The organism is Flagellimonas zhangzhouensis (assembly GCF_900102925.1).
GTDB classification, from domain to species: domain Bacteria; phylum Bacteroidota; class Bacteroidia; order Flavobacteriales; family Flavobacteriaceae; genus Flagellimonas; species Flagellimonas zhangzhouensis.
The window spans coordinates 255,101-272,503 of record NZ_FNKI01000001.1 but is presented as its reverse complement, the minus strand read 5'-3'; the positions used below and the strand labels follow the sequence as shown (position 1 = coordinate 272,503).

Below are 17,403 nucleotides of genomic sequence, written 5' to 3'. Positions count from 1 at the left end.
GAATTTAAAATAATTTAAAATTTATATTTAAGGGTTAGCCCTACGTTAACCCCAAGGTTATACTGTCTAATAATAACATCTCCAATTCCAGTTCCTTCACGAACCAAAGAGACATCAGGATTCAAAATATTTTTTGCAGAAAGATTGGCTTCAAAGTGTTCTCCGAAGGAGTTTTGCCAAACGAAGTTCAATGTTGGAACTGCTCTTTCTACGATATTACCCAAACTACCTGCTCCCAACGAGAAAATACGATCGGAGAAATATGAAAAGGCCACGGTAGCTTTAGGTTTGTAGCTTCCAAAAACTGGGCTATAGTTTAAGTCGGCATTGATGATAAAAGGAGAAGCTCCTTCCAATTCATCGGAATCCCTGTCGAATACTGTTCCAAAAGTGTTTTCGGAACCTGCAGGAATATCTTTTAAGTCTTGTTCTGTATGCGTGTAAGCGGCATTTACCCCAAGAGAAACCACTGCATTTTCATCAGCATCCAACAAAAGGTTTTTGCGCAATTCAAGCTCAACCCCGTAGATGTCGGCCTGATCACCAGTTCTAAAATATCTTTGTGTTCCTGTTGCATCGGCGGCAACTACTCTGTTTACAGGATCTTTAATGGTTTTGGCAAATGCGGCAACAGAAATAATTTCACCTCTTTCCAAGAACCACTCATATTTAAGGTCGTAGTTGAAAACATCAGAATAAGTTGCTCCATCACCGTTAAGTCCACCCAAAAGGTCAGGGTTACCACCCACACGTTGCGTTACGGATTCATATACAAAAGGGGCAACCTCTTTAAATTCTGGGAAAGATGCTGTTTTACTGAAACTTGCTCTCAAGTTTGAGTTTTCAGTAAGCGCATACTTGGCATTTAAGCTTGGTAAGAAGATGTTTTCATACACTTCACGGAAACCAGGATCCAAAGGATTAATGTTGATTACATCGTACTCCACTTTTTGGCTGTAAGATTCTACACGAACACCAGGAACAATGCTGAATTTATCAGTAAGACCAATTTCTGCAGTGGCATAAAGCGCATGGATATCCAAATTACCTTTATAGGTGTTTTCTGGAAGACCAGGTCTGTTGGTGTTTCCTATTTCATTGCTGATAGGATTCAAAACGATAGTATTCCACAATCCTTCTCCCTCAGGAATGTTGATGTTGGTGTAGTGGAAAATAGAGTTGAAATCGTTTACATCGGTGATAGGAGTATTGGCTCTGTCAACAATGTCATAACCGTATCTAATACTGTTAAATCTTCTTTCTTTTCTTCTACCGTTGTATCCGAAATTGAACTTTACTTTTTCAGAAGCTTTGTAGCCCAAGTTCATAAAGCTGTTCAATTCGTCATCCTCGATACTTTGAAAGAATCTTTGGTTGTCAAAAGGAATGTTGGTATAAAAAACAGGATTGGTACTAGCGTCGTTGTCCAAAGCGTATTGGTAGTTTTCCAAAGTGATACGCTTACGATCTGGCTCATCTGAGAATACCTTGTTGAAACCAACACCCCAATCAAAGGATAGTTTTTCATCAAATAGGTGCTGACCTGTCAATTGGTTTACAAAGATCATGTCTTGGTTAAACTGAACGTTCATCACATAAAAACCTTCGTCAGTATTCAAGATGGCATCCCTGTTGGTACCTTGACCATTCACACCGTAATATCCAACACGATCAGCTGCACTGTTCACGAACAAAGAGCTGAATTTTACTTTGTGCTCATCGTTGATTCTATAAGAAATGTTTCCAAGCGCAGTGGTTGTGGTTTTGTAGGCATATTCACGTACATTCGGGAAATCTACCTTTAATACATTGGTAAAATCCCTGGCAGGACCTTCCAAAATTTCAAAACCATTGGAGAAACTAGCAGCTCCGAAGAAGCTCAATCTAGATTTTTCATTATTAAAGTTGAAGGAATATCCACCTTCAATAGCTCCAGAAAGGTTGATAGGTTCCCAAGCAGCTTCAGGATCCACACCGTGCGAAAGAACTACGGCAAAAGGGTCGTTATCATAACGGTTATAAAAACCAAAATCACTGGTACCCTCGCTTTTGTAAAAATCCTCGCCTGCCGCGTTGGTATTGATTCCTCCACCAACGGCAACTTCCAAATAACCGTCTCCAGTGTATTCTTTAGAATCTACGTTAACATTACCAGCAGCAAAATCACCATAAAAGGTTGGGCTATATGCCTTACTTACCGATACATTTTCAATAATGCTTGATCCAAAAAGGTCAAGGTTGATGTTTTTCTTGTTTACATCATTCGATGGCAATGAAAGACCGTTCATGGTAGTGTTCTGGTAACGATCGCCCAAACCACGAACATAAACATTGCTGGACCCCTGTTGTTTAGAAATCCCTGAAATCTGTGCTACCGCTGCAGCTGCATCATCAATACCTTTTAAAGTAAGGGCTTCGGCACTAATGGCCTCTTGCATTACCAAGGCATTTTTTTGCTGCAACAACAAGGCAACCTCAGAATCTTTTCTGGCAGATGTGGTAACAACAACTTCTTCCAATCCTACGCTGCTGGCTCCAAGTCCTGTATTGATCTCGGTAACCTTTCCAGCTTCAACTACTACATTGGGTACTTCCAAAGTCTCATAACCCAAAAAGCTGAAAACCAAAGTATAGGTTCCAGGCTCTACATCATTTATTTCAAAAAGACCATCAAAATCAGAAGTGGTACCCTTTGAGGTTCCTTTGATCAAGACATTGGCAAAGGGAAGAGGGTCGTTGTTTAGTTCCTTGTCGGTTAGTTTACCAACAATGCTTCCGTTTTCTTGCGCGGAAAGCAATAAAGTAAACAAAGACATGGCCACTATTAAATATGTTTTCATACGTTGCTATGAAGGTTTTAAATTTTGTGGCAAAGAAACGGGTAGGTTGTAAAAGCGATGTTACACGTGGGTTAAGACTTTATTTCAGATATGTTACAATAAGGTTACCAGATTAAATCAACGTTAAGCATTTATGCTGTAAGTGTATTATCTTTACATTTGGGCGATTAACACAGAAATACCATCCCATGAAAAACAAGGACATAAAGATTCTATTGGTAGACGATGAACCTGATATTCTGGAAATTATAGGTTACAACCTCAGTGCTGAAGGCTACGAAGTTTTTACCGCTAAAAACGGTCTTGAGGGGGTAAACAAGGCGAAAAAAAAGAATCCACACTTGATTATTATGGATGTGATGATGCCCGAAATGGATGGTATCGAAGCCTGTGAAGCCATTCGTAATACTCCAGGTTTAGACAATACCATTATTGCTTTCTTAACCGCAAGAGGAGAAGATTATTCCCAAGTTGCAGGATTTGATGCTGGGGCGGACGATTATATTACCAAACCCATTAAGCCAAAAGTTCTGGTGAGTAAGGTAAAGGCCTTGTTGCGCAGGCTGAAAGATGACAAGAAAGAAGTCGAGGAAATTGTAAAGGTCGGTAATATTGTAATCAACCGAGAGGAATACAAGATCGTAAACAATGGGGAGGAGATGGTATTGCCTAGAAAAGAGTTTGAACTTTTATCCCTTTTAACATCAAAGCCCAACAAAGTATTCAAGCGTGAAGTGATTTTGGACAAGGTTTGGGGCAACGAGGTAGTTGTTGGAGGTCGAACCATTGATGTTCACATTAGAAAACTACGCGAAAAAATTGGGGATGATCACTTTAAAACCGTAAAGGGCGTAGGCTATAAGTTTGTTCTCTAATGGCCATTAAACTAAGGAAATCATACAAGTTTGCCCTAAGGTCTTCCTTATTAATTACCCTTATTGTAACCACCACGTTTATCATATTTCAGATGGGAGAAGACCATTTGGAATGGCTAAACACAGTCATTTTTGGACTGGTAATTTTTGTGGTTTGTTTTACGGTGATCCAAGTACGAGTGGAGCGATTTATTTATCGTAGGGTCAAGAAGATTTACGATGATGTTTCCCTTTTGGAATCCACATCTTTCTCTTCCAAACCTATCACTACGGACATGACGACCCTGATGAAGGAAATTGAAAAATTTGCCGAAGGGAAGAAAATTGAGATTGATACCTTAAAGATTCGGGAAGAATACCGAAAAGATTTTTTGGGGAATGTGTCGCACGAACTAAAAACACCATTGTTTACGGTTCAAGGGTATATTCTTACGCTGCTCGATGGCGCAATGAAGGACAAAAAGTTACGTGAAAAGTACCTTGAAAGAGCCAGTAAAGGAGTGGAGCGGTTGATTTATATTGTAAAAGACTTGGATTTGATCACCAAGCTGGAGGCAGGGGAACTTCAGGTGGAGCCCGAAGATTTTGATGTGATCGAACTTATCCAAAACACCTTTGATCTTTTGGAAATGAAAGCTTCCAAAAAGCAGATTACCCTCACTTTTGATATGGAATATCCATCTCCGATTTATGTTCATGCCGACAAGGAGAAAATTCAGCAAGTGATCAGTAACCTTTTGGTGAATTCCATTAAATATGGCCACACCAATGGTACTACCGAGGTGAGTGTGGAGAATCTTATCAAGAACAAAGTGATTGTTCGGGTAACGGATAACGGAATTGGAATTCCAAAGGCCAATCTACCTAGATTGTTTGAGCGTTTTTATCGCGTAGACCAAAGTGGAAGTCGAAAAGAAGGCGGTTCAGGATTGGGACTTTCCATTGTTAAGCACATTATTGAGGCCCATGGCGAAAAAATCTATGTGGAAAGTGAAGTGGATGTCGGTTCCGAATTCTCCTTTACCTTGGAAAAAACAGTGAACAAACCTGAAAAATCTGAGGTGGTCTCAAACTGAGTCAATCCTGAAAATTTGTCCATTCGGTCTAATTCGGAAAGTGTAAAATCTTCCTGATTGCAATAGGGGACAATCCCTTTTTTCTGTAATCGTTTGCCCAAATATTCCTGTTCGTACTGTCCTGGTGTTGGGATAAAGAATGCTTTTTTCTCCAATTTGGCCAAATCCATCACAGTGGTGTAACCTGAACGGCACAATACTTTTTTACTTTGATTCAATGCAGTTTGAAGCGTTTCCGATTGCATAAAATTGTAGAGGGTTATTCTTCCTTTGGAAAGTTGTTGCTCTTCTACCGTTTGCTCTGATTCGATTTTGCCTTTCACAAAAAGAATGTTTCCTTCAAATTGTGTCAATTCTTCTAATAATTTTTCCTCCAAAAAGGTGCGTTGCGGTTCAGGACCAGATAAGAGCACCATCAAATCATAAACCAAGGGCAATTCCTTTTTCTCAAAACGACTCAAAGGACCGAGGTAGGCAATCTTCAATTTGGATTTTTTCAAATGCCCTAATTTTCCAGTCAAGTTAGGTTTGCCTTCCACATCGGGTACCCAGCAAGCATCAAATTTTTTTATGATTTTTTGATGCGCTTTGGAACTCATCCATGTTGTGTTTCCCGAAAGCACATTTAATTGGTGGGTAATAAAAACGCAGGGCACTTTTTTATAGTAAGCACCCAGGCGATTGTCCGAAATAATACCATCCAATTGCTGCTCTTTGACCAACTTTTTAACTGCTTTTTTTTCCAATGCCATCGCCTTCATCACTTTTGGGGAATCCCAAATCATTTTGATCTTGAAATTCTTTCCTTTTTCGGCGTAAGTGATTTTGTAGGAAGGCAATTCAAAAGAAGGAACATTGGGAAATTCCTTTTGCAACAAGGATAGTGCAACCCCATCAGAAGCAATAAATGGCTGATGCCCTTGATCAAGCAAAGCTTGGATGATGGGAATACATCTAGTGGCATGCCCAAGGCCCCAATTTAAGGGAGCGACCAGAATTCGTTTCGAATTTTGCATGGTTGTAAAAAAACAAAATCCTAATTGCATGAAGATTTCCTTAGTTTTGCCAAATCATTAAATTTTTGCACCATAAATTTCAATAGTGGGAAGTAAGAACAAGCTGAAACGATTTAAGGAAAATGAAACCTTTGCCAATGTGGTGCAGCCCACAAGGGACGAGGTTATGGCTGGATTCAAACACAAAGGAAACTGGTCCGACTTTTTTGGCAACGATAATCCCATTGTATTGGAATTGGGTTGCGGAAAAGGGGAATACACTGTTGGATTAGCCAAGCAAAATCCAGATAAAAATTATATTGGAGTTGATATTAAAGGGGCTCGTTTTTGGAGAGGGGCCAAGATTGCATTGGAAGAAAATTTGAGGAACGTAGCCTTTTTGCGTTCCCAAATTGAATTGGTAGATCACCTTTTTGGAGAAAATGAAGTATCAGAAATTTGGATAACCTTTCCCGATCCACAGATCAAATACAAGCGCACCAAACACCGAATGACCAACCCTGAATTTCTAAAGAGATACAAGTATATTTTAAATCAGGACGGGACAGTCAACTTAAAGACCGACAGTGAATATATGCACGGGTATACTTTAGGGTTGTTACAAGGTTTGGGACACGAAATCATCTATGCCAACCACGATGTGTACAAAAACGAGGGGGCTCCATCTGAAGTGCTTGATATTCAAACTTTCTATGAAAATCAGTATCTTGAAAAAGGAAAACCAATTACCTATATCCAATTTAGGATCAACTAACCAATGACCCACATACTCATACTTTTCTTTGCCACGTTCTCGGCGGCCTTTATGGCAACCGTTCCTCCAGGGCTGCTTAATATGAATGCAGCAAAAACCAGTGTGGAAAAAGGTAAATTGAATGGGGTGATTTTTAGTATTGGGGTTTCAGCCACCATTATGGTGCAGGCCTATATCGCTGTTTTTATTTCAAAGTTTTTGTATCGGAACCCAGAAGTAATAGATGTTCTTTTCAAAATTGCAGTCGCGGTCTTTGCTTTCTTCACCATTTACTTTTTTCTAATGGCCAAAAGGAAAAAAGAACAGAAAATTAAACAGGTGAATCTTAGTAAAAAGAACTCGTTTTTTAAAGGTGTATTGTTGGCCGCATTAAACCTGCTTACCATTCCATATTACAGCGGTTTAAATGCCATGTGGAACGAGGCAGGTTGGATAAAATTCGAGGCTAAGGATATAACAACTTTTGTGGTAGCTGCTGGTGCAGGTACTTTTTCCGTACTTTATCTCTACACGTTTTATTTTGATAAGTTGGAGACCAAGACCAACCGCTTTGCCAAAAATTCAAATTACATTTTAAGTGCTTTGATGCTTTTGTTGTTGATCATTACACTAATCCGAATCATGTACCGATAACATGGAAGAGCCTAGTTTTTTTGACAAGGTCTACGAAGTGGCCAAAATGATTCCATATGGCAGGGTAACCTCTTATGGTGCCATTGCCAAATATTTGGGTGCGGCTCGAAGTGCACGAATGGTAGGTTGGGCCATGAACAATTCCCATAATAAAGATGTTCCAGCACATCGCGTTGTGAACCGAGTAGGGGTGCTTACTGGTAAACACCACTTTGATGGCACTAACCTGATGCAGCAATTATTGGAAAATGAAGGGGTCCAAGTAAAAGACAACCAAATTATCGACTTTCAAAAATATTTCTGGGACCCCGCCAAAGAACTTTGATCAATACCCTGGAGGGTGCATCTCGTCAAATTCCGTTGCTTCTTGAAAGGCTTTTGCTAATAACAAAATACTGGCTTCGTCGTACAAATTACCCACAAACGTCATACTGGTCGGGTGGTTTTTCTTGTCCAATCCCGTTGGAATAGCAATCACAGGATGCCCTGTTAAATTGGTCGCCATAAGTTGGTCGTTTCCAAAAGTAGGAGAGATCAAAACATCATAATCTTTCATCAAATCCTGCATTTTTTGAATCAATACCTGTCGTTGACGATTTGCTTGCAGGTATTCCACAGCGGGAATAAATCTACTTTGACGCAAAGAATTTGCTCTGGAACGTTGGTCTTGTTCTACCATTTTGTCCACATCAGCAGAACGAACTAGCTCGTCGAAAAAAGCACCCGCTTCAGCGCGAAGAATAATGTCAAAGCCACGGTAAGGAACATCCTCGGGCATTTCAACCGCCGTTGGGTTGATGCCCAATTTTTCAAGAGATTTTAAAGCTTTTCTTAGATTATCGCCAGTGTCGGTAGTGTCCTTTTCAATATCTGCCTTCAAATAGGCTACCCTTAAATTTTTAATATCCTTGTTCCAATCCACGCCAAAAGGAAGATCGGCAGTGGATAAATCTTGAGGGTCATTCCCTTGGATGGTCTCAAAAATAATGGCACAATCCTCTGCATTTCTGGCCAACGGGCCTACTTTATCCATGGACCAGCTTAAGCTCATTACACCATATCGACTTACTCTTCCGTAGGTTGGACGCAGACCAGTTACCCCATTTCTAGTACTGGGAGATGTAATGGACCCCAAAGTTTCTGTTCCCAAGGCGAATGGAACCAATCCTGCCGAAGTAGCAGAACCCGAACCCGCCGAAGAACCAGTGGCTCCCTGTGTTGTGTCCCAAGGGTTTTTGGTTTTCCCTCCAAACCAAACATCACCTCTAGCCAATGATCCAGATACCAATTTGGCCACTAAAATTGCCCCCGCATCTTCCAATTTTTGGATTACCGTGGCGGTTTCATTGATTATTTGATCTTTATAAGGTTCGGCTCCCCAAGTAGTGGCGTAACCTGGAACGGCCATCAAATCTTTGGTGCCATAAGGTATACCATGTAAAATGCCTCGATATTTCCCGTTTTTGATTTCTTCATCAGCACGTTTGGCCTGTTCCAAAGCCAAGTCTTCTGTTATGCTGATCGTGCATTGTAGAGCAGGTTGATATTTCTTCAAACGGGCCAAGAAAAATTTGGTAAGCTCCGTTGAGGTTATTTTTTGATTTTTGATCAATGAGGCCAACTGTGGAATGGTGTAATAGGCCAATAGATTATAAGGCTCGGGAATTTCTACATTATCCGGAATTTCCCATTGGGTGCCACTCAATTGTTCTGGCATGCTAAAGCCCATTGGTGTAGGGTCAAACCGAACCGCTGGAAAAACATTGTTGTCGATGGGATATTTTCTCAACGAATCAAATCCACTTCGATTTCTTTTTAAATAAGGGTAAAGTGTATCTACATCCTTTTTCGAAAAATCCAGTCCGATCAGTTTTTCTGAACTTCGAACATCTTTCTTGGTAAAAGGACCTTTGTTGGTGGAACAGGAGAACCACAAAAGGGATACACACAACAATATAAGGTGGGGGAGTTTGGTTGATTTAAGCATGTTGGTTGATAGTTTCAAAATATAAGCTTCTAAGCTACATTTTTTGTGAAAAACCATCACAATGACAACCCTATTTTGTGTGATTCCTGAGTAAATATTCAATTACCCGTAGTTTCCATCTGGTTTTTTTTGAAATATAACACCCTAACTTCTTAATCTAACACCTACGCCGTATCTTTGTAGTTTAGAATCAGTTCAAACACTGAATGAAAAAATAGGATTCATGAAGTTGAAAAAAGCAGACATTCTTAAGGCATTGGAGAAGATATCCGCACCCGGTGAGGGCCAAAATTTGGTGGAAAGTGGTGCGGTAACAAATATTCAGGTATTTGGCGATGAAGTTGAAGTGGATGTAACCATTAAAAACCCAAGTCTACAGGCCAAAAAGAAAACCGAAGTGGAAATATTAAAATGTATCCACAGAGAGGTTTATGAAAAGGCAAAAATAAAGGTCAACCTAAAGGTTGATGCCCCTGCAACACCAAAGGTGAACCAAATTAAGGGGAATCCGATTCCGGGAATTCAGAATATTGTAGCTGTTGCATCAGGAAAAGGTGGTGTTGGGAAATCTACCATCACTGCCAATTTAGCGGTGACCTTGGCCAAAATGGGCTTTAAAGTGGGATTGTTGGATACCGATATCTACGGACCATCCATGCCCATTATGTTCGATGTGGCCAACGAGAAACCGCTATCAGTAAATGTGGACGGAAAAGCAAAAATGAAACCCATTGAAAACTATGGGGTGAAATTGCTTTCCATCGGATTTTTCACCCAGCCCAATCAAGCAGTGATTTGGAGAGGCCCAATGGCTGCCAAAGCATTGAACCAAATGATTTTTGATGCACATTGGGGTGAATTGGACTTTCTATTATTGGATTTACCCCCAGGAACAGGGGATATTCACTTGAGTATTATGCAATCCATGCCCGTGACTGGTGCCGTCGTGGTAAGTACACCTCAAGAAATTGCCTTGGCCGATGCCAGAAAAGGAGTGGCCATGTTCCAACAAGAGGCCATAAATGTGCCTGTATTGGGAATCGTGGAGAATATGGCGTATTTTACACCAGAGGAACTTCCTGAAAACAAGTACTATATCTTTGGTCAACATGGAGCCAAGAATTTGGCAGAAGACCTAGATGTTCCGTTCTTGGGTGAAGTTCCATTGGTACAAAGTATTCGTGAAGCAGGTGATGTGGGAAGACCCGCCGCTATGCAAACTGCTACGCCTATTGAGGAAGCATTTGAAGAGATTACAAAGCAAGTAGTGCAGGAAGTGGTGAAAAGAAATACGGATCTTCCGCCTACCGAAGCGATAAAGATTACAACAATGGCTGGTTGTTCCGCCGTTAAAAAGAAATAAGCATGACAACAATGACTTCAGAAGAGATTAAGAGCAATGTTGAAAAAGCTTTGGACGAAATTAGACCATTTCTACAAAGTGATGGTGGAGATATTACACTCATCTCCATTGATAACGATACTTCAGTAAAGGTACGTTTGGAAGGCAATTGTATTGGTTGCAGTGTGAATCAAATGACATTGAAAAGTGGTGTGGAAATGACCATTAAAAAATACGCGCCACAAATCGAAGAAGTGGTCAATATTAGCTAGCGGACAAAAATCATTTATCTAAAGTTGGGCAAATTATAAGTTGCGGCCCAAAATCCCTATTGTATGATAAAAACTGATATTCTGATAATTGGAGCGGGACCTACGGGTCTCTTTGCTGTTTTTGAAGCAGGTCTTTTACAGTTAAAATGCCATTTAATAGATGCTTTGCCCCAACCAGGTGGGCAATGTTCCGAAATATATCCCAAAAAACCCATCTACGATATTCCTGGATATCCAGAAGTGCTAGCTGGGGATTTGGTAGATAATTTGATGGAGCAAATCAAACCTTTTCAACCAGGATTTACCTTGGGAGAAAGAGCGGAAACCATTGAAAAGTTGGAGGATGATACCTTTATCGTTACTACAAATAAAGGCACCAAACACCATGCGCCCGTAGTAGCGATTGCAGGTGGGTTGGGAAGTTTTGAGCCAAGAAAACCTTTACTTGACAATCTATCCAAATACGAGGATAACGGAGTGGCCTATATGATCAAGGAGCCCGAAGTATATCGCGATAAGAAAGTATTGATTGCTGGTGGAGGGGATTCTGCTTTGGATTGGTCCATTTTCTTGGCCGATGTTGCTTCTGAAGTAACTTTGGTGCACCGAAGAAATGAATTTAGAGGTGCTTTGGATTCCGTTGAGAAAGTACAGCAACTTAAAAACGAGGGTAAAATCAACTTGATTACCCCTGCCGAAGTTGTAGGATTGAAGGGTGAAGAAACTTTGGAAATGGTTTCTGTAAAAGACACATCAACCGATGAGGTAACTGATATTGAAGTCGACAATTTTATTCCTTTATTTGGACTTTCCCCAAAATTAGGGCCCATTGGAGATTGGGGATTGGAAATTGAGAAGAACGCCATCAAAGTGGATAACACACTCGATTATCAAACCAACATTCCTGGAATTTATGCCATTGGTGATGTGAACACCTACCCAGGAAAACTAAAGTTGATTTTGTGCGGTTTTCACGAAGCCACATTAATGTGTCAAAGTGCTTACCAGCGAATTTTCCCAGATAAAAAATATGTGATGAAGTATACCACCGTGGGTGGCGTAACTGGATTCGACGGAAGTAAAAAAGAAGCGCCGAAAGCAGTCGTAAAAGCTATCGACTAAAAAATAACGAAGAAAATGTCCCCTTGAGGGGACTTCAGGGGTGTTCCCCAAATAGATTATGAGTGATATCAAAATAAAAATTATTGACCGAGAAGGAGTGTCCCACGAAGTAGATGCCCCAACCGATATGAATATGAACCTCATGGAAGTGGTTCGTTCCTACGAATTGGCTCCTGAGGGAACTATTGGAATTTGCGGAGGAATGGCTATGTGTGCTTCTTGTCAATGTTATGTGCAATCTGAGCATGAACTTCCAGAAAAATCAGATGATGAGGAAGCTATGTTAGCCGAGGCCTTTTTTGTAAAAGACAATAGCCGTTTGGGTTGCCAAATCCATATTACGGAAGATTTGGATGGTCTGGAAGTGGAGCTTGCACCAGCAGAAGATTAGATTCTTGCCTGGTAGGTAAACAGGTTATAATACCTTCCTTCTGAAGCAATCAATGAGTCATGGGTGCCTTGTTCAATAATATTACCGTTTTCGATGACTAAAATTTGGTCCGCTTTGCGAATGGTACTTAATCTGTGTGCTATTACAAAGGTGGTTCTACCTTTGGTCAGCTCAACCAAACTTTTTTGAATAAGGGCTTCGGACTCGGTGTCTAAACTTGAAGTTGCTTCATCCAAAATTAAAATTTTAGGGTCGGCCAAAATGGCTCTGGCAATAGCGATACGCTGACGTTGCCCTCCTGAAAGTTTAACGCCACGTTCGCCAATAAGCGTATCCAAACCTTTATCAAAACGGTCAGTGAATTCATCCACATAGGCCGCTTTTACTGCTTCTTTTAATTTTTCTTCTGTGGCATTCGGTCGTGGGAAAAGTATGTTTTCACGGATAGTGCCTTCAAACAGAAAATCATCTTGAAGCACAACGCCTAAATGTTGCCTAAAACTATTAAGGTTTACTTTGGATAAATCTTTGCCATCAATGGTGATGGTTCCAGAATCAGGATTCAAAAAACTAGCCGCTAACCCAGCTATGGTCGATTTTCCAGAACCAGAACTACCAACCAATGCGATTACTTGCCCTGGATCAACATCGAAAGTAATATTGTGAAGCACTTCTTTATCTTCTTCGTATGAAAAATTCACATTGGAAAATGACATACGCCCAACCACCTTATCCAATAGTATGGTGCGATTTTCCTCATCGGATTCTTCTTCCAAATTCATGAGTTCTTCGGTGCGATCCAAACCAGCTAATGCTTCTGTCAATTGACTTCCCACACTGCTCATTTGAACAATCGGAGCAATCATAAGGCCGAGCAGTATGGTAAATTGCACAAATTCACCTACGGTTAAGGTATCCTGAATAATCTTGTAACCCCCAAAACCCATAACGCTTGTGGTTGCCACTCCTAATAAAAAAGTGGAAGAACTGGTCATAAATGCTGTTGTGGTGAGACTTTTTTTGACGTTTTCATATAAGCGTTCCACACCATTTTCAAAAACTTCTTCCTCTTGTTTTTCGGCATTAAATCCTTTGATAACGCGGATTCCACCCAAGGTTTCAGTCAACCTACCTTTTACTTCCGCATTAATTTTTCCTCTATTTCTAAAAATGGGTCGGATTATTTTAAAGGCCTTTAAGGCAATAATGGCGAAGATGGTTAGAGGAATAAAAGTAAATAGCGTCATGAACACACTGATTTCCATTAATAATATCAAGCAAACCACAGCTGTAATTATTCCGCCCACCAATTGAACCAATCCCGTGCCAATTAGATTTCGAACACCCTCAACATCCGACATAATTCGCGAAACAAGAGCACCTGACTTTGCATTGTCAAAAAAGCGAACGGGCAAGGCAAGTACCTTTTTCTGGACTTGCGCCCGCAACTCCGAAATTAAATACTGTGCCTGAACACTTAAAATTTTGGTGAGCAAAAATGAGGTAAGAGCTTGCACAAAAATGGCCAACATAACTCCAGAAACTAAGTACTTGAGCATATCCACATCTTTGTTTACAATTACATCATCAATAAGGTATTTGGAAGCAATTGGAGCAACAAAACTGGCAGCTTTACTGATGGCAATCAACAATAAGCCAATAAATACAAGTTTTCGTTTGGGCCAAATGATGGTTTTAAAAGCGGTAAGTATGCTAACTTTTTTTTCGGGCATGATCAATTTTCAGAAGAAGTTGCAAGTTAAGGCAAATAAAAAGGATGCTTAAAAATTACAAATGCTATATTTAACATCTTGATTGTTAACCTAATTATGCCAAAAGCAGTCTGGTCTTGTATTTTAATTCTGGTGCTTTCCTTTGCGAATGCTCAAGAAGACTATCCCAATTTAACCCAAATTGTAACCGATAACGCAGCAATTTTTTCTGAAGAGCAGCTAGAAAGTTTACGTTCTAAATTAACCCAGTTTGAATCTGAAACTACCAATCAATTGGTGGTGTTGACCATCGAGGAATTGGGCGATGAAACCATTGAGGGGTATGCCAATAGTACCTTTAATCAAAATAAATTGGGTCAGGCAGACAAGGATAATGGAATCTTGATCCTGTTTGCGGAATTCGATAGGGAAGTACGTATCGAAGTAGGATATGGTCTTGAACCCTATATCACCGATGCTGTTGCTTCTAGAATTATCCGAAATACAATGATTCCTTATTTTAAGGATGAGCAGTATTTTGAAGGAATTGATATGGCCACAGACCAAATCATTACCTTTTTAAATGACCCAGCAGCACTGGAGGAATTTAAGGAAGAAATTGCATCCGAGGGTGATATGCCATGGTGGGTGATGCTTTTTGTTGGACTGTTTTTATTAATGTTTGTGGCCGCAGGAGGATTTATTTTTTATAAAAGTTATGCGTCACTTTTAGAAATGTTCCGTGGTATTTTCATTGGAAAGTTGGGATTGCTTCGCGGTATTTTCATGATGCTTTTTATGTTGATGCCCATTGCATTTAGTCTGGTCTTTATTTTGTTGCCCGTATTTTTTATGGTGGAGGTTTTTGGGTGGTCACCTGATTATGATTCATTCTTTATGAATGCCTCTTGGCTGCTATATGGGGTGGTTCTCTTTTTTGTGGTGACTATTTTGCTTGCCATCATAAAAATTGTCCGAAAAGGAAAAGAAGACATCAAGATTTCCTTTTTCAAATCCGATAAAAAATACATGAGCAAAACCTTTTCCAAATCGGGAACCCATTCCTTTGGTTCTAGTTCTGGGAGTAGCTCCAGCAGTAGTTTTTCTGGGGGTGGTGGAAGCTCAGGTGGTGGAGGCGCAAGCGGAAGTTGGTAATTGATGTCGATTTACCGTATTTTCACGATGAAATCAAATTACCCCCGACAATGAGAATTGTACTTTTTGCCTTTGCTATATTTTTTGTCTCCTGTGCTCAAAAGGAAGCTTCCGAAGTTGAAAAATGGGAAGCACAAGCCGAGAACATCACAATAATTCGAGATGATTTTGGAGTGCCCCACATCTATGGGAAAACAGATGCGGATGCGGTATTTGGGTTGCTATATGCCCAATGTGAGGATGATTTTAACCGTGTAGAGCAAAACTATATTTGGGCCACAGGTCGTTTAGCGGAAGTAGAGGGTGAAGATGCTATTTATAGTGATCTTAGAGCAAGACTCTTCATGACCGAGGAGGAAGCCAAAGCCAATTACGAAAAAAGTCCCGAGTGGCTGAAAGAATTGTGCAACGCTTTTGCTGATGGAATCAATTATTACCTCCACACCCATCCCGAGGTTCAACCTAAATTATTGACCCGTTTTGAGCCTTGGATGCCCATGTATTTTAGTGAAGGATCTATTGGTGGTGATATTGAACGCATTTCAACCCGAAAAATCCAAAGTTTTTACGAAAGTGGGATGGAACTTCCAAAAATGGAGGCGATTCAAATCAAAAAGAAAGAAGAATTGGCAGAACCACAAGGTTCCAACGGAATTGCCATTTCTGGTGATCTGACCGAATCTGGGAATGCGATGTTGTTGATCAATCCACATACTTCATTTTATTTTAGGGGTGAAGTGCATGTGGTGAGCGAAGAGGGATTAAATGCCTACGGAGCTGTTACTTGGGGTCAGTTTTTTGTGTATCAAGGTTTCAATGAAAAAACAGGTTGGATGCACACCTCTACCTACACCGATGTGATGGATGAGTATAAAGAAACCTTGGTGAAGAACGATGGAAAATTGTTTTATCAATATGGTGAGGAATTAAGATCTGTAGATTCCACTTCGGTTACCTTAAAATATAAAGATGGAGAAAGTTTCAAAGAGAAGACTTTTCCCATGTACCGAACCCACCACGGACCTATAACCCATATGGTGGATGATCAATGGACAGCTTCGGCAATGATGTGGGAACCTGTGAAAGCTTTGGAGCAATCCTACATCCGAACCAAGCAAGATGGTTATAAAGGGTTCAGGGAAATGATGGACATTCGAACCAATTCTTCCAACAATACGGTTTATGCCGATGCCGAAGGGAATATTGCCTATTTCCACGGAAATTTTGTACCCAAACGGGATACCATTTTCGATTTTACACAACCTGTTGATGGAAGTAATCCAAAAACCGATTGGCAAGGATTGCATACCGTGGATGAAAATATTTTGGTGTTGAACCCCGAAAATGGATGGATTCAGAATTGTAATTCTACGCCTTACACTTCGGCTTTAGAGTTTAGTCCAAAAAGGGAGGATTACCCTAAATACATGTCTCGGGATCAAGAAAATTTTAGAGGTGTTCATGCCATTGAATTGTTGACTGGAAGAAGCGGATACACTTTGGACAATTTAATCGAAATGGCGCATGACCCTTATTTGCCCGCATTCAAAGCATTGATTCCAGGATTGATAAAAGCGTATGATGCAAATCCATCTCCCGAATTGAAAGATGCTATCGAGGCATTGCGCAATTGGGATTTTACCACTTCAAAAGAATCCGTTGCGATGACTTTGGCTCATTATTATGGAATGGCCTGTTATAGAAAAGCGGAACGTCCTGAAGGTTTGTATTCTATGCAATGGGTGGAGTATTGGGGAAGTGATTGGCCTGATGATAAAAAATTGGAAGTTTTTAAAGAGGTGGTAGAAACACTCGAAAATGATTTCGGCACCTGGAGCATGCCATGGGGTGAAGTGAACCGCTACCAACGATTGAACGGGGATATCCGTCAAGCCTTTGATGATGCCAAGCCAAGTATTCCCATCGGATTTGCCAGCGGTACTTGGGGTGCCTTGGCAGCGTATGGGGCACGTTACGACAACAATACCAAGAAAATTTATGGAACCCGAGGAAACAGTTTTGTGGCTGTGGTGGAATTTGGAGATAAGGTAAAGGCAAAGACCATGTTGGCAGGCGGGCAAAGTGGTGATCCAGAATCACCTCATTTTAATGATCAAGCACAACGATATGCCGATAAGGAATTTAAAGATGCTGCGTTTTACAAAGAGGATGTCTTAAAAAGAGCTCAATCAACTTATAAACCAGGGGAGAAATAAAAAAAGATTGGA

Annotated in this window: 15 protein-coding genes; 11 read left to right on the top strand and 4 right to left on the bottom strand. The window is 40.5% G+C overall.

All coding sequences use genetic code 11. The features are described 5' to 3' along the window. Positions 1 to 14: 14 nt before the first annotated feature. A complete protein-coding gene (locus BLQ18_RS01110; protein ID WP_090291821.1) occupies positions 15 to 2,840 on the bottom strand; it encodes a TonB-dependent receptor in 2,826 nt (941 codons plus the stop codon). 188 nt (positions 2,841 to 3,028) lie between these two features. Between BLQ18_RS01110 and BLQ18_RS01105 the strand changes: the two genes are divergently transcribed. Together BLQ18_RS01105 and BLQ18_RS01100 are read left to right on the top strand one after the other, a co-directional pair. Next, on the top strand, positions 3,029 to 3,715 hold the full coding sequence (locus BLQ18_RS01105; protein ID WP_090291819.1) for a response regulator transcription factor: 687 nt from the start codon (positions 3,029 to 3,031) through the stop codon (positions 3,713 to 3,715). Then, positions 3,715 to 4,791, top strand: a complete 1,077-nt coding sequence (locus BLQ18_RS01100; protein WP_090291817.1) for a sensor histidine kinase — start codon at positions 3,715 to 3,717, stop codon at positions 4,789 to 4,791. The genes BLQ18_RS01105 and BLQ18_RS01100 overlap by 1 nt, the downstream gene beginning before the upstream one ends. Here BLQ18_RS01100 and BLQ18_RS01095 read toward each other — a convergent pair. Next, complete coding sequence (locus BLQ18_RS01095; protein WP_090293620.1) at positions 4,695 to 5,807, bottom strand: glycosyltransferase; 1,113 nt, start codon at positions 5,805 to 5,807, stop codon at positions 4,695 to 4,697. The genes BLQ18_RS01100 and BLQ18_RS01095 overlap by 97 nt on opposite strands. Before the next feature lie 85 nt (positions 5,808 to 5,892). Here BLQ18_RS01095 and trmB point away from each other — a divergent pair, with 85 nt between their 5' ends. The 3 genes from trmB to BLQ18_RS01080 are packed head-to-tail and all read left to right on the top strand — an operon-like array spanning position 5,893 to position 7,519. Next, positions 5,893 to 6,561, top strand: a complete 669-nt coding sequence (gene trmB / locus BLQ18_RS01090) for a tRNA (guanosine(46)-N7)-methyltransferase TrmB (protein WP_090291815.1) — start codon at positions 5,893 to 5,895, stop codon at positions 6,559 to 6,561. A 3-nt stretch (positions 6,562 to 6,564) separates the two neighbouring features. Continuing rightward, complete coding sequence (locus BLQ18_RS01085) at positions 6,565 to 7,194, top strand: LysE family transporter (RefSeq protein ID WP_090291814.1); 630 nt, start codon at positions 6,565 to 6,567, stop codon at positions 7,192 to 7,194. 1 nt (position 7,195) lies between these two features. Beyond that, entirely contained in the window at positions 7,196 to 7,519 is a 324-nt protein-coding gene (locus BLQ18_RS01080) for an MGMT family protein (RefSeq protein WP_090291812.1), read from the top strand. Here the strand turns inward: BLQ18_RS01080 and BLQ18_RS01075 are convergent, their stop codons facing one another. Next, the gene (locus BLQ18_RS01075; protein WP_090293619.1) at positions 7,520 to 9,181 is read right to left on the bottom strand and encodes an amidase; all 1,662 of its coding nucleotides are present in this window, start codon (positions 9,179 to 9,181) and stop codon (positions 7,520 to 7,522) included. A 223-nt stretch (positions 9,182 to 9,404) separates the two neighbouring features. Here BLQ18_RS01075 and BLQ18_RS01070 point away from each other — a divergent pair, with 223 nt between their 5' ends. The 4 genes from BLQ18_RS01070 to BLQ18_RS01055 all read left to right on the top strand — a co-directional run bounded on the left by BLQ18_RS01070 (position 9,405) and on the right by BLQ18_RS01055 (position 12,308). Further along, positions 9,405 to 10,544 (top strand): Mrp/NBP35 family ATP-binding protein, encoded by a 1,140-nt coding sequence (locus tag BLQ18_RS01070; protein ID WP_090291810.1) that lies wholly within the window; start codon positions 9,405 to 9,407, stop codon positions 10,542 to 10,544. An 11-nt stretch (positions 10,545 to 10,555) separates the two neighbouring features. After that, positions 10,556 to 10,795, top strand: coding sequence for a NifU family protein (locus tag BLQ18_RS01065; protein ID WP_090291809.1), 240 nt, complete (start codon positions 10,556 to 10,558; stop codon positions 10,793 to 10,795). A gap of 63 nt (positions 10,796 to 10,858) precedes the next feature. Next, positions 10,859 to 11,917, top strand: a complete 1,059-nt coding sequence (locus tag BLQ18_RS01060) for an NAD(P)/FAD-dependent oxidoreductase (protein WP_090291807.1) — start codon at positions 10,859 to 10,861, stop codon at positions 11,915 to 11,917. Positions 11,918 to 11,975: 58 nt separating this feature from the next. Beyond that, positions 11,976 to 12,308, top strand: a complete 333-nt coding sequence (locus BLQ18_RS01055; RefSeq protein ID WP_090291805.1) for a 2Fe-2S iron-sulfur cluster-binding protein — start codon at positions 11,976 to 11,978, stop codon at positions 12,306 to 12,308. Here the strand turns inward: BLQ18_RS01055 and BLQ18_RS01050 are convergent. Beyond that, the gene (locus BLQ18_RS01050) at positions 12,305 to 14,041 is read right to left on the bottom strand and encodes an ABC transporter ATP-binding protein (protein ID WP_090291804.1); all 1,737 of its coding nucleotides are present in this window, start codon (positions 14,039 to 14,041) and stop codon (positions 12,305 to 12,307) included. The genes BLQ18_RS01055 and BLQ18_RS01050 overlap by 4 nt on opposite strands. Positions 14,042 to 14,137: 96 nt before the next feature. Between BLQ18_RS01050 and BLQ18_RS01045 the strand changes: the two genes are divergently transcribed. Continuing rightward, entirely contained in the window at positions 14,138 to 15,175 is a 1,038-nt protein-coding gene (locus tag BLQ18_RS01045) for a TPM domain-containing protein (protein ID WP_090291802.1), read from the top strand. Between the two features lie 50 nt (positions 15,176 to 15,225). Then, positions 15,226 to 17,391: an acylase gene (locus tag BLQ18_RS01040; RefSeq protein ID WP_090291801.1), complete on the top strand. Its 2,166-nt coding sequence runs from the start codon at positions 15,226 to 15,228 to the stop codon at positions 17,389 to 17,391. The last annotated feature ends 12 nt before the right edge of the window (positions 17,392 to 17,403 follow it).